The 14,647-nt window shown below is 44.6% G+C and carries 10 protein-coding genes; 3 read left to right on the top strand and 7 right to left on the bottom strand.

The features are described from left to right. Positions 1-103 precede the first annotated feature (103 nt). Complete coding sequence (locus AB4135_RS18145) at positions 104-418, top strand: hypothetical protein (protein WP_371994863.1); 315 nt, start codon at positions 104-106, stop codon at positions 416-418. Between the two features lie 34 nt (positions 419-452). Here the strand turns inward: AB4135_RS18145 and AB4135_RS18150 are convergent, their stop codons facing one another. Continuing rightward, entirely contained in the window at positions 453-1,349 is an 897-nt protein-coding gene (locus AB4135_RS18150; protein ID WP_371994864.1) for a mechanosensitive ion channel family protein, read from the bottom strand. Next, on the bottom strand, positions 1,350-3,707 hold the full coding sequence (locus AB4135_RS18155; RefSeq protein WP_371994865.1) for an AAA family ATPase: 2,358 nt from the start codon (positions 3,705-3,707) through the stop codon (positions 1,350-1,352). 394 nt (positions 3,708-4,101) lie between these two features. Between AB4135_RS18155 and AB4135_RS18160 the strand changes: the two genes are divergently transcribed. Next, positions 4,102-5,187: a GTP-binding protein gene (locus AB4135_RS18160; protein WP_371994866.1), complete on the top strand. Its 1,086-nt coding sequence runs from the start codon at positions 4,102-4,104 to the stop codon at positions 5,185-5,187. Between the two features lie 157 nt (positions 5,188-5,344). Continuing rightward, on the top strand, positions 5,345-6,463 hold the full coding sequence (locus AB4135_RS18165) for an energy transducer TonB (protein WP_371994867.1): 1,119 nt from the start codon (positions 5,345-5,347) through the stop codon (positions 6,461-6,463). A 99-nt stretch (positions 6,464-6,562) separates the two neighbouring features. Here the strand turns inward: AB4135_RS18165 and AB4135_RS18170 are convergent, their stop codons facing one another. The 5 genes from AB4135_RS18170 to AB4135_RS18190 form a co-directional block, all read right to left on the bottom strand. Further along, positions 6,563-7,132 (bottom strand): lactate utilization protein C, encoded by a 570-nt coding sequence (locus AB4135_RS18170; RefSeq protein ID WP_371994868.1) that lies wholly within the window; start codon positions 7,130-7,132, stop codon positions 6,563-6,565. 4 nt (positions 7,133-7,136) lie between these two features. Next, complete coding sequence (locus tag AB4135_RS18175; RefSeq protein WP_371994869.1) at positions 7,137-8,510, bottom strand: lactate utilization protein B; 1,374 nt, start codon at positions 8,508-8,510, stop codon at positions 7,137-7,139. Between the two features lie 8 nt (positions 8,511-8,518). Beyond that, positions 8,519-9,262, bottom strand: a complete 744-nt coding sequence (locus tag AB4135_RS18180; RefSeq protein ID WP_371994870.1) for a (Fe-S)-binding protein — start codon at positions 9,260-9,262, stop codon at positions 8,519-8,521. Between the two features lie 411 nt (positions 9,263-9,673). Next, positions 9,674-12,493: an FAD-binding and (Fe-S)-binding domain-containing protein gene (locus tag AB4135_RS18185; RefSeq protein WP_371994871.1), complete on the bottom strand. Its 2,820-nt coding sequence runs from the start codon at positions 12,491-12,493 to the stop codon at positions 9,674-9,676. A gap of 93 nt (positions 12,494-12,586) precedes the next feature. Next, a complete protein-coding gene (locus tag AB4135_RS18190; protein ID WP_371994872.1) occupies positions 12,587-14,230 on the bottom strand; it encodes an L-lactate permease in 1,644 nt (547 codons plus the stop codon). Between the last annotated feature and the right edge of the window lie 417 nt (positions 14,231-14,647).

Raw genomic sequence — 14,647 nt, forward strand, 5'->3', positions numbered from 1 at the left:
AATTCACCGTACCACTACAATGCTGTCGCTTAAAGCTTGTTTAATTTTAATAGGAGGGCGAGTATTGAACATATTATAGCGTTTGCTAAGAGGTAAACCTTCTATGAAAATCAGATTTACTAGTTACAAAGTTCTAGCTGTGGTGATTTGTGTTCTCACCGTTGCATGTGATGGTGCTGAACGAGAAAACAAAGCATCAAAGCTTGAGCTGATTGAAAGCCAGTGTAATCAAGCATGGTTTGCAAAGGTTGATAAACAAGTTGTTAGTGGTGACGGTCAAGGTCATGGCCCTGATTTAGGCTCTATGGAGTGGCGCTCTGTGGTGGAGTTTAAGCTCGGTGTCAGAGGTAATGAATCTTTACCTGCTGCTGATTCGGACCTTTGGTGCGCTTATATTGACCAGCACTTTATCGACTAGTATTTTTTCGCAACTCGACTTGCCGATTAATCTCCTAACGGGTGAGTTTGGTGCTTTGCATGATTGCAGGTGGGCAGATTTGCTGCTTTTTAAACTCTTGCATGACTTTTAGGGTGATATCTGTTTCGAATAGCTTCTCATATTTAATATCTAACACGTAGGCTTTTAAAGTGAGCTTAATGGCAAAGTAGCTGTCGCTAATATCCTGTTTCACTAACACCACGATAGGCTTTGGCAGGTGAATATAGCGGCTTGAGGCTGCAGCTTCTCTGATAATATCGGTTGCCAGTGTCAAGTCTTGGTCTAGTGCAACATGAAAAGGGATCACCACTTGCATGTCTAGTGCGCCATAATTGCCACTGACTACAACATCACTTAAAAACTTACTGTTGGGGATCGTGATAATGTCGTCTGTTAAAGTGCACATACGCACCGAGCGCAGGCCGATAGCGATAATATCGCCATAATGCCCCTCAAAGGTCACTCTATCTCCGACTTGAAATGGCCTGTCTATCATTACTGTTAAGCCCGCTATAAATGAAGCCGCAAGGTCTTTCATTGCAAAGCCAACCGATACCGCCAGCGTGCCTCCGATTAACGTCAGTACTCTGTCGTCAACTCTAAAGCTGAGCATAAATACTGAAATACCAGCCGTCATATAGACAAAAAATTGGAAGAAAGATTGTAGCTTTTGCGCCAGCATTCGCCGTTGGGCAAATTGGCTGCTGATTGAGTCAACGATGTTCTGCGTGAATTTCAGCATTAACCAAGCTACAAACAGGACTAATATTGACATAAATACACCGCTCCAGCGGATAAGGCTGGCAATTTCGGTAAGACTGTCGAGGTTCGGCGATAGCGTTTCTGCCTGTGCTTGAAAGCTTAAGAATAACGCCAGTAGCAATAGTGTTGCGTATGCTTGTATTTTCATTTACTTCACCAATAAATGTTGATTATGCAAGGTATTGGTGATGTACCTAAACCAATGCGAAGATATCTTTGCTTTGTCGTCAATCAGTTCTATAAAGCCTCGGTTTTGAAAATAGCGCAGGGTATTCAGTACCTCTGCAAAACCCAATTGGGTGCAAGCCGCTAGCTCTTCTGCTGAGGCAACTTCTAACTGTACAATGGCTCTAAGCACCGCGAGCATAGGTTTTGGCATGCTTTCGAGTTCTTTGGCATCCGGTGCCTTGAAGATCCGCACAAATACTTCGCCAGTGGTTTTGTCTTGATGCAGAGATTGCCTGAAGAAACGCAGTGCAACGCTGGGGTTGCCGTCGGAGTAATCCCATAAAATACGGTAAAACCCTTGTTCAGCGCGCTCTATCTCAGACAGTTCCTGTTCATCCCATTGCTTGGGTAACTTTAAGCCTGCAAAACTCAAGACATTGTCGCCATCGTTAGTCATGCGACTACTGAGCAAGGCGGCGATTTGGGTCTCATTCCAGCGAGGCATCGCGATGACTTTATCAAACAGTAAACGCTCACCGCGGGCACGGCCCACAAAGCGCCACGCTGACTGTTCAATACCCAGTAACATGCCGTGCTGATTGCGACCTCGGCGTAGTAGCTTAGATAGCTTCATTAAGTGATTTAATCCGCCGACTTTAGGGCTTATGATGCGTTGGCAATCATCGACACAAAAAACATAGCGTTTGTCGGTATTGCGCAGCAGTTTAATTAACTCAGTTTCATCGGCATCTTCAGCTAGGCCTACCGCGCTGTTAATTTGTGCTATCAGTGCACTGTATCCAGCGTGGGGGCAATTGATGTAAATCGCACTTTCTGAATCAGCTCGATAGATGACTCGTTTTAACAGGGTGGTTAGCCCGAGCCCGCGTTCGCTGTAAATCAGTGCCATTGCGGGAGAGGGGGCTAACACATAGCGCGCGATTTCATTGAGCTCATTACTGGCATAATCTTCAATCAGTTCGCTATCTTCATGGCCAGGAGTAACAAACTGATAGGTTCTTTCGCCCTTAATTCGCACCATGTTGGTGTTCTCTTTGTCAGCTTTACTTTGTTTGGCAACTTCAACTCTAAAAAAATAGGCTAGCGCATGTTTAAAATTTTCGTATTTTGAAAGCTTATTAAAAAGTGCTTGGAATAACCGTTGCGAGAACAGGCGGTATACACCGATGAATGTCGCTATTGGTGCTAAAAATAGATTATTGCGCTTTGATATAGCCCATGTAACGTAGGCTGGTTGCTCCTCAATCTGACCGAGTTGCTTAAAGACAATGTTACGCCAATCTCTTAATGTTTTTATCAGTAGAAGCAGTAATATAAGCAGTATTACTGTTTTAACCCAAGCGTATATCGTGCCTTGGTAGACACTCATTGCCGTGGCTTTGAGTACGATAGCGGCAATCACAATCGTCCATACCCAATGCTTTACTGTGCGCACTCTTAGCTCAACAATCTCTGATTGATTATTGTAATGGCTATGGTGTGAAGCAAACTCGGTGATTAAGCGAATAACAATGACAGCGGCAAAGCTCCAGTTAATGACCACGCTGAGATAATTGATGCTATCAAGGCCTGGTAAACTGACTAAGGTGTTTAGCACCACCGAAAGGGTGATAAACCAAGCTAGTGGTGCCTGTATTTTATTAAGGTAACGCCAAAACGAGTGACTAATGGGCTCGTGAGCTAACGGTTTACTTTTAGTGTTTTCAAGTTGAGTCACAATTAATGTAGGTGCATGTTTTAGCCACCATGACAGTAGCATTGCGATTAAAGCGAGCTTGAAAACCAATACTACCAGCGGGAAGGGGGAGACTTTAAGATCCGCGATGAATGTGGCTAAGCTTCGTAGCTGGAATAGGAGCTGATAGTTGATGATGGCTTCAGTGACTTGAATCTCTAACATTAGCTGCCTGACCCCATCGGGGCCAAATCCAGTAAAGCGTTCATTAACACTAGGCGGCACATAAGCTAAAAGATATGCTTTGTTTTGGCTCAGACTATCAAGTGAAAGTCTCGTTTGTTCAATGCTGAACCAATTTTTATCAGTGCTAGATTTTCTAAACTGTTGCAGCTGTTGATTAAGGGATTTCGCATGAGATTGCTGCTGGCCAAACGTGTCGATGAGTATGCTCGTTGCATGGCTTTGATCGCGACTTGTCGCAATGTGCTGCTCAGGGAGTGCCTTGGTTCTTTGGGCGATAGACTGACTTTGCTTTGTTAATTCGGGCGCCTCAAAGGAAGACCAATTTGCGAAAAGACAACTGGGTAGCAATGACGCTGCAACAAATGTCAGCCATAGCATGAGCTGTTTAGGTAGCATAGAAATGTCACACTCCATCGGCAAGTTTTTGATTTGTTACCTATAAAACCTAGCAGAAGCTACACATTTTGCAGGTGTTTCTCATCGAAGTACCTGGGTTATACCAATGGCATTAAAAGTTTGACCATTCAGCGTTTTGCCAATTATTTTAACCTCAGCCGCACTACGTGAGCCCTTCAGGCTTTCCACTTCTGCTTTGCATTGGCTTAAAAGGGAATAACCATTTCTTTACCAATGCGCTTTGAATTGAAAAAACTGAGGGGCTCTGAACGGGTCAATTACTGAATGCCATTGGTATTGGAGCTATTTGGAGTTCTGATTACCATATCAGTCGTGACATTGACCTCTGTTCCCGATTAAAATCTTGAATACCTTGCGTCACAGAGCTGTCATCATGATCCAAAAAATAATCCCGACCAACGTCATTACCGGTTTTCTCGGTGTGGGGAAGACGTCATTCATTAAAACGTTATTAAGCCAAAAACCTGCGGGTGAAGTGTGGGCGGTACTGGTCAATGAATTTGGTGAGATAGGCATTGATGCCGGTCTATTAGGCAGTGAAACGGACCAAATACAGATAAAAGAAGTGGCTGGTGGCTGTATGTGCTGCGCTGCGGGCCTGCCCATGCAGGTGGCAATCAATCAGTTGATTGCCAAGGCTAAACCCGATCGTTTACTCATTGAACCCACAGGGCTTGGTCATCCACATGAAGTGCTAAAAGTGTTGACCCAAGCCCATTACCAGCAAGTGTTATCAATGAAGTCCTGTATCACCCTAGTTGATGCGCGAAAACTTAGCGATAGCCGTTATACCCAACATGAGATTTTTAACCAGCAGTTGCAGGTGGCGGATCTTGTGCTAGCCAGTAAAGCTGATACTTATGACGAAAAACTCATTGGTGAATTGCAGCAATATCTTAAAGATAACACTATAGAAAAGGGGCAAACCATGACGGTCGAACCTTGGCGTTATACCCAGAATGAAGCGTTACTGCCTGCGATTTTAGCATCAATCAACTTGCCTCATAAGCTGTCAACTGCGACAAATGTCCGAGCCGTGCAAGCTGTGACTATTCAACCTAAAGCACGCCTGTTAGATATAAACTACAGTCCGCTGTTCTCTGCAGATACCAGTGCGCAGCAACTTGAATTTGATGAGCATGGGTTAGTATGTAAGACCAAACAAGTTGATGGATTTTACAGTTGTGGTTGGGTATTCGATGTAAGCTACGAGTTTGATTTTGATAAGCTGCTTGAATTTGTCAAAGGTCTCGATGTTATTCGCCTAAAGGCGGTGATGATCACCGATGAAGGCATAGCAGGCTTTAATGGCGTCGAGTCTGAACTGTCAATTGTTGAACTTGATGATGCGATGGACTCAAGAATAGAGATATTGTCGATGGCGGACATCAATCGTGAACAGCTTGAATCAGCGTTAATTGCTACGAGTAAAAGACTGGGGCTATCGGGACATCTCTGAACATGAACAGAAGTTCATTCAGCCATTCATAAGTATGAGTTGCATTAGTAATTTATAAAGAAGTAAAGTGTCACAAGGAATCGTTGTTATTGCGAAATTGTAGGCCTGTATGCAGGGCTTAAGTTTTCAATATGAGTTATAAAACAGGATGTTAAACATGAAGTTATTCCCCAAAACTATCTTAGTGGCAGCACTGTCCACCTCAATGTTGATGGTAAGCTCATTATCAGCCTCTGAGTTTAGTGATGCCTATAAGGCTTACAAAGCGGCTGTAGTGGCAAAAAACAATACCGATATTGAGAATTATGCTCTGCAAGCGTATAAGCTTGGCACCCAAAAGTTTGCTGGTGACAGCTTAGATCTTGCCATGTTAGCCCTTAATGCTGGCGATGCATCAATTCAAAATATGCCGGCTAATCCCTATACAGAAGAAAATAAAGCGAAAGCAGATGCCCTAAAAGAGCAAGCGTTTGCACTGTATAAAGTCGCACTGGATAACTATAAAAAAGAGTATGGTGCTGACGCGGTTGAGTTAATCGATCCATTAATGGGCTTGGCAGATTCCAGTAGTAAAAAAGAAGCCCGAGAATACTTGAATGACGCATTAGACATTGCAGCAGACTCTGAAAATCCAATGCTGCTGGCCGATACGCAAAAAGCCTATTTTGAAATGCTCTCTAATAGTCAGTATTACACCCGCAAAGTACGTGATTATATGCTTGATGCTTATCAAACTTATCAGCAGCTACTGCCGGAAAATTCAATGAAGCGAGTATTAGCGGCTTATACAGTCGGTTCAATTGAATATGCCGAGAAACATTACGATAAAGCAGAAACTGCATTGTTGTATGTGATTGAGCAATTTGAAGCGCTGGAGTTTGATCACCCTTATGAACTGGCAGCGCACGCGAAATTGGTGGAGCTTTATGAGCGACAAGGTGAGAGCGATAAATCTACTCAGCATTGCATCGCTATTGGTAGTATGCAGCCATGGAGCCCTGAGCAAGAACAATCACCTTTGTTTCGCAAAGAGCCGATGTATCCCATTTCTGCAGCTAGAGCAGGTAGAGAAGGTTGGACAATTATTGATTTTACCGTCGATGAAATGGGCTTTGTTGTTGAGCCTGTAATCATAGAATCTGATGGGGGTTCTAGATTTGAAAAGGAATCTTTGAAGGCAATAAAATCTTGGCGCTATGCCCCTAAGTTTGTGGATGGAAAAGCGACTGAAGCAAAATCAACAGTACGTTTAGATTATACTTTGTCTAAGTATTAGAGTTGCTTGCTGCAATCGCTATTGCTTGGCCGTTATAAAAATGAGGTGACTCGATATGAGCACCTCATTTTATTAGTGGCAACTAGTTTAAAGTACAGATTAAGTCAGATAGACATTCAAACTACAGGCACCATGGGCACCAACGACTAAAGCCTGCTCAATATCAGCGGTTTTAGAAGGGCCTGCGATATAAGTACCAAATTCACCAGGTGCTAAAGTCATCAGCTTTGCCGCTTGATGCATATTGGCTACAATGCTTTTAGCTTCAATCACCAACAATAGGTTCTCACAGATAAAAGGCGTAACTCTATGGCCAAGACTTTTATTATTAACCCAGATAGCACCATTTTCAGCAACGCCTAAATCACCTGGAATTACCGCATAGTCGATATCTCGAAGCTCATGTGCTGTGTCGCTCACAGTACGGTTGCCATTAATGCCGTCAACCAAAGAGATGATCTGCAACCCTTTTGCTATATGCTCATCCACCGTTGTTTGCAGTGCTGCTAAGCCGCCGTCACGGTGTAGAGTTCCAGCAACAGTATTTAAGCTTGTTTCAAATTGACCGACTAAGTCATCGATACGCGGTGCGACATCAATACATGGCATTGCTTGCGGGGTAATCGCGGCACTTTTAAGTGCATTGAAAATTTCCTGTTTGCTCGACATGTTGTTAACCTCTGTTTTTCTTAAACCAAGCTTCAAAGCTTGAGTTTGGTGCCACTGGCAATTCGCGATATTTTCCCCATGCTCCTGAGAATGGCTTAAGCACACTGCCAGGAAGTATCTTAAGTGCCGTGCGGGCGATGCCCATCGAGCAGTTAAGTGCGGTTTCACTGGCCATAAACTTACCCACTAATGGCATGTAACTCGACTTTCCATAAGGCAGCTTTCCAGCTTCTGCTTTAAGCCGTCTATGGTGGTGAATGATCTTGTCCAGCGGTACTTTGGTTGGACATACATAGGTGCAACTGCCACATAATGTACACGCCCAAGGTATAGAGTTGGTATCATCATTTTGCGCACCAACAGCGATACCAATCGGACCGGGAATGGTGTAGTTATAGCTGTAACCACCAGAACGACGGTAAACCGGGCAGGTATTTAGACAGCCACCGCAGCGAATACACTTCAGCGATTCAGCTAAAATCTTATCCTTAAGCATATCCGTGCGGCCATTATCGACGATAATGACGTGCATCTCTCCGCCTTCCTGTGGACCGCGGTAGAAAGAGCTATAAGTGGTGATCGGTTGACCTGTGGCATTTCTTGCTAGTGTTCGTAGCAGCACTGCAGCGCTATCAAGATCAGGTACGACTTTATCGATACCCATAGAGTGCAGTTGTAATTTAGGTAAGTTAGCGCCCATATCGGCATTACCTTCATTGGTACAAACAACCACTGCGCCAGTATCTGCGACTGCCATGTTAACGCCAGTCATTGCCGCATCGGCTGATAAAAACTGCTCACGCAGATGGCTACGTGCTGCACGGGTCAGATAAAGAGGATCGGAAGCGCCAGCATTCGTGCCCAATTTTTCATGGAAAAGATCGCCCACTTCCTCTTTCTTCATATGGATAGCGGGCACCACGATATGTGATGGTGGCATTTCAGCAAGCTGAATAATGCGTTCACCTAAATCAGTGTCGATAACCTCAATACCACGGTCTTCCAAATAGGGATTCATGTGGCACTCTTCGGTGAGCATCGATTTAGACTTAACCACTTTTTTGACTTGGTGCTTAGCTAATATTTGGTGGACGATTTTGTTGTGCTCAGCACCATCTTTTGCCCAATGTACTTTAATATTATTGGCAGTACAGTTTTGCTCAAATTCTTCTAAATATTGGGCTAAATGTGTTAGCGTGTGCAGCTTCATCTCAGAACCAATTTGGCGTAACAGCTCCCATTCAGGCAAGCTACCAGCGGCTCTATCGCGTTTTTCTCGCAGCGTCCAAAGGGCTTTTGAGTGCCAGTCTACCCGAGACTCATCTTTACAGAAAATCTCTGCTTTATGGGCATGGACGTTTGATTTTGAAGTCGACATGTCTGCTCCTATAGCGCTGCGTTAATGATTTGAGCGATGTGGCGCGTCTCAATCGGTAATTTCTGACGTCTTACCATGCCGTCAATATGCAGTAGGCAAGAAGGGTCGAAGCCAACGGCGTATTTAGCGCCCGTTGCCGCGTGAGCTTGGGCTTTATCTTTGCCCATTTTGGCAGAAACAGCGCCCTCATCAACCGCAAATGTTCCACCAAAACCGCAGCATTCGTCACGTCTATCGGGGTAAACAATGTCTATTTCAGGGATTGCAGCAAGCACCGCTTCGAACTTGTTCATGCGCGGCCCCATCTGCTCACTCGGTGTGGCCAAGTCAAGCATGCGAATACCATGACAGCTCATCTGTAGGCTAATCTTGTGGGGGAAGGGTTTGCTAAATGCAGGGATCGGCGCGACATCGTGCAAAAACTCAGTTAACTCATAAAGCTTTGCGATAACGGCTTGTGCTTCAGGGCTGTCATCGAATTCGTGAAAGTTCTCTTTCGCCGCCACTAAGCAAGAAGCGGCTGGGCATACGATGGCATCACACTCTACACCTTTGAAGGCGTTGAGCAGTTTTAATGTGGTTTTTTTGGCTTCGTTAAAACAGCCTGAGTTTGTCATTGGTTGGCCGCAGCAGGTTTGGCCTGCGGGCAGTATGACTTGATGACCGAGTTTTTCTAGTAGTTCAAGTGTCGCGATCCCAACTTCGGGAACCATTTGGTTCACTAGACACGGAATGAAAAGTGCTATCTTCATTGTGCTTTCTCTTCTATTTGCAGACATTATTATGCGATTTAAGAGCCGCAAAAAGTCTGCAACAAGCGGACTTTAATTTAGCTCGATATTCGCTTTAGATTTCCTCACCCGATTAATATAGGCGCATAACCTTATAAAAAGTAGTGCTAATTTAGTAAATAAAACACAAGACTTTTGCAAAAATGAAAATAAGCTAGGTAACTGTTTAGTATGGTTATATTGAGTTAATACTCTAAAGTTTGAGTTGATACTTTTTAAAAGTGACTAAGGCGGGAAACTAGATATGTTAATGAAAAGCAAAAAGAATTAGAGGCTAATGTAGCCTCTAATTCTTCATCTCAGACTTGCTAAACTAAAGTACGTTCTGTTGTCTCTAACAGGAAAACCTATGCAGGCCAATTAATGCTGCAACTATCGAGTACACTCTTCTAGCAAGTAAGCTAAGTGTCGGTATGACACGCCGCTGTGTTGAGTTAAGCCCACTTCACACATACGGTTAGCGTAATAGCCCTCTTTGACATCAACAGGGATGAGCTTTTTGATGTTTCGCAGCGCGCTGGCATTGATTTCAGGCTTATAAAGTCCTTTCTCACCGGCATAACCGCAGCAATCTATACCTGCAGGTCGAATGGTTTGTGTACTACAAGCATCAACGATCGCTTCCATTTTTGGCTCAATCTTCATCTTACGTGCACTACAGCCTAGGTGCAGCGCTACCGCAGGTTTCTTGGCGGTTATGGTTAATTTATCCAGTAATTTGTCATGGATAAAGTCGACCATATCAACAATCTCAACCTTGTCGGTTAATGAATCGTCTCCAGCCAGTGTGCGGTAAGTACAAGATAGCGCATCGATAATGACTGGTAATTTGCCGCCTTGAGTCATAGCGGCTACTGCTTCAATTAGCTCTTTGCGTTTTGCGTCCGCATTTTTAAAATCACCCTTTGACTCCCACATTTGACCACAGCATAGATCTCGGGTTTTCTCTGGAGTGATAACGTTGTAACCGGAGCGCTCTAGCAGAGTCACAACCACTTCTGGCAAGGTTCTATTGTCAGGGTCTTTCGGTGTTGGACCAAATGTACGACCACCGCAAGCGGGGAAGTAAACCACGGTTTCTTGCCCTGGAATTGGCGCGGCAAGTTTTGGTAGCTTACCGCCTTTAGGGAAGTCAGGATTCCAGTAGGGAACCTCTTTAGTCACTACACGACCGGCTTTCATTATCGCACCAGTAACAGCGCTACCAGTGATTTTATGGATGCTGCCTAACACATTAAAACCTGTGCTGATCACTTGATTGACCGCGCCAAAATGCTTAGCTTGGAAATCGAGTACTTTTTGCTCTGTAGTACTGATGTAAGGCGTTCTCAGTTTACGTACTAGCTGACCCATGCTGTTATCGACAGGGCAGGCAATTGTACAAAGCTGACAAGCAGTGCAGGTATCAACCACATCGTATTTAGCGGCAGCGCGCATCTCGCTGGCGGCTTGCTTATCACCCGATTGCTCAAGACGCTCAATTTCACGCAAAGTGGCGATACGTTGTCGCGGTGACATATTAAGTGCTGAGGTTGGACAGGTCTTTTCGCAGAAACCACACTCAATACACTTGTCGACGAGATCATCTACCACAGGGCAGGGTTTAATATTCTTAACGTGAATTTGGCTATCGTCGTTAAGAATAACACCTGGATTTAATAGGCCTTGTGGGTCAAAGATCTGTTTAATCCGTTTCATTAAGGTATATGCATCGCTACCCCATTCCATCTCTACAAATGGAGCGACAGCACGGCCTGTGCCGTGCTCGGCTTTCATCGAGCCGTCATATTTGTTGATCACCATCTCGGCAACATCCTGCATAAACGCGTGGAAACGTTCAATATCAGCCTGAGAGTTGAAAGTTGGCGTAATGATGAAGTGGAAATTTCCAGCTAATGCATGACCATAGATAACGCCCTCTGGGTAATTATGCTTATGGAATAGTTCAGTTAAATCATTAGCTGCAGCAGCAAGGTGCTCTAGCTCAAAGGCGACATCTTCAATAATGACAGAAGTCCCTTTTGGTCGCTCGCCGCCAATAATAGGGAACAGTCCTGAGCGCATCGCCCAGTATTGACCAAATACTGCTGGGTCGTCACTAAAGGTAATAGGGCGCTCTGTATCAATATGCGCCAGTTTGGTAATAACATCTTGGGTGTAGCTTTCAAGCGTCTCTTTATCGTTAGCACGGGATTCAATAAGTAGAATTGATGCGCCTTCAGGTAGCTCAGACAGCCAAAGCGGCATACCTTCTTTACCTGTAACAGACTTTATCGATGCCCAGTCAAGCAGTTCGGCTGCGGCAACGCTATCACCGACTAATGGTGGAATCGCCATTGCGGCATCTTCCATATTGAAAAATACTGCCATCGCCGAGGCTTTAAAACGTGCTTCATCAACGGTGTTGTAGGTCACCTCTTCGACAAAGGCTAAGGTACCTTCAGCGCCCACAATAAGATGGTTGATAAGCTCAAATGGATCGCTAAAATCCACGAGTGCGTTAAGGCTATAACCTGTGGTGTTCTTAATAGAGAATTTTTTACGAATTCTGTCTGCCAGCGTTTGATTGCTTAGCGTCATCTCTGCTAAATCGAGCAGTGACTTTATCAGCTCTGGATGTGACTTAGTGAAGGCTGCTTTTGAGGCGTCGCAGCCAGTATCAAGTTCGCTGCCATCTGCAAAAAGTAACTTGGCTGATGCGATAGTCTGATAGCTGTTTTGCGCAGTACCACAACACATGCCAGAAGCATTGTTTGACACAATGCCACCAATTTTAGCCGATGCGAGTGTTGCTGGATCTGGGCCAATCTTTTTGTTTAATGGTTTTAGCGCGGTGTTAGCATCTGCGCCAATAACGGCAGTGCCTAAAGTGATTTGGTTGGCATCATCGCTTACTAACAATGTTCTAAAGCCATCGTGACCTAAAATAAGTAAGATACCTTCGCCAATGGCTTGACCTGAAAGGCTGGTACCTGCGGCTCTGAAGGTGACTGGTGCACCATAAGTGCGAGCAATAGCGAGTGTTCGTTTGGCTTGCTCTAAGCTGTCAGCATGGACAACAATTTCTGGTACGATTCTGAAGTAGCTGGCATCAGTCGACCAAGCAAAGCGGCGTACTGGATCGTTGGTGGCGGCGTCTTCACCAACTTGCTTACGTAGATCTCTTAATACAGCTTCATAATTAATTGACATCGATTCTATCTCTACACACTTTTATAATCGTGGGTGAGAACCGCTCTTTGCGGCTCTCTCAATTATTATTGTTATTAGTTTTATAGCTTTGAACTAGAAGCCGCCCCATAGCGCGGCAATCGTACCTGCTACTAAAGCATAGCCTAGTGCAACAGGCATGGTTTTACGGATAATTTCAGATTCGCGTCCAGCCATACCGACAACGGTTGCAGCGGCGACAACATTCATCACACACATCATGTTGCCGGCGTTAGCACCAATGCCTTGCATGGCGAGAATTAACGCATGGTTAGCGCCAATATTATCGGCAACACTGTATTGAAGCCCTGAGAACATCATGTTAGAGAAGGTGGCTGAACCTGACAGGAAGGCGCCGAAGATCCCCACAATAGGCGACACCCAAGCCCAAACTGCGCCCATGCTGCCTGCTAAAGTATCTGCCAGTGCTACTGGCATAGAAGCAAGCCCTGAAGCATTTTCACCTGAGTTAAGGAAGATTTTCACCATAGGTACCGATGCACCTAATGAAATAATAGTTGGCACCATAGATTTACAAGAAACAGAGATTGATTCTTTAATCGCTGGTGATTTCATTCTAAACAGAAAGAAACCTAAGATACATACCAGCACAAAGAAGGCACCAGGTGCGTAAAGCGTTGCAAAACCGGCTTTGAGCTCCGTACCGAGTAAACCGGTCCAGCTGATATTAAAGCTCGTTAACCAAGCTTTAAGCGGCTCTACAGTTCGAGATAGCACCAGTAGTGCAGCCATGATGATGTATGGTGACCATGCGGCAACTTGGGATAATTGAGTTTTGGTCGCCACTTCTTTACGCTCTTGGCCATCGTTTTCAGCAAAATCATTCCAAGGTTCTTTGGGTAGCAGGTATCCCTTCTTAGCGACAGGAATCACAATTGCCATACCGACAAGTGCGCCAATGACTGATGGGAACTCAGGGCCGGCAAAGTAGTTAATCAACCAAGCTGGAATGGTGAATGAAAGGCCGGCAAATAAAGCGAACTTCCATATCGCTAAGCCCTCTTTGAAGGACTTATTACGGCCGAAGAAACCTGTCAGAATTGCAACCATAGTTAATGGAATAAGGGTACCGGTGATCAAGTCGATAGTGATCATGTGCATCGCAATAAACTGGGCGTAATCAGCAAAGCTGCCACCATGCTGGGCAATTTGCTCGGCGGCCATGTTGACGCCGCCCTGGGTAAGGCCTTGGTCCATTCCGAACAGAACCGGTAGGCCAATTGCACCAAATGACACCGAAGTGGAATCGGCGATAAGCGCAACCACAGCGGCAGCGATAGGTGGAATGCCCAATAACACTAATAATGGTGCACCAATAGCAGCTGGTGTCCCAAAGCCTGCTGAACCTTCAATGAACGAGCCAAATAGCCAACAGATAATAATCACCTGTACCCGGGCATCGGCACTAATGTTGGTAAACCCTGCACGAATGGTATCCATAGCGCCGGAGTATTTAAGCGTATTAAGCAGGAACACGGCACCAAAAATAATGGTTAATGGTGTGAGTGCTGATAGTAGACCTTCGACTACAGACGCTGCCAGAAAAGTGGTATCCATTTGCCAAACAAAGACAGCGGCTAGTCCTGTAAAAACCATGGATATGGGCATTGCTCTTGATGCTGGCATCCGTAAAAGCACCAAAAACAGCATTACACTGATTATCGGCGTTAAGCTTGCGAGAAGTTGAATAAAGGTCATGCTTGCCTCGTTGATTATTGGGTGGCGAACTTCAATTGTTAGTACCCGACTTATGTTTAATTATTGATATCGACGGGTTGAGGTGTGTACTAGACGTTAATTAGGCTAACCCTAATATGATCTAGATCAGTTTGTACCTTAATTGTGGTTGAGAATGCTAGTAGTGAGATGCACCCGCGTTCGCTAGGTTTTTCAGATGTGATCTGGATCACGCGAATATTACTGTGAAAGCAATAGGGAGTGATACAAAAAACTATTGAGGGTGTTTTTTTGATTGTTTTTTAGATAAAACAATTAAAAAATGTAAATTTTCCGTAATGTTTGATCTAATACTTTCGGGTTTTGCTATTGGCTTTGGTTGAAACAACAAAACTAGATTGTGATATGGGTCACACTCTTGGTTAGGGTTAATACTTA

The sequence above is a fragment of the Shewanella sp. 10N.286.54.B9 genome, from assembly GCF_041468565.1.
Taxonomy (GTDB): Bacteria; Pseudomonadota; Gammaproteobacteria; order Enterobacterales; family Shewanellaceae; genus Shewanella.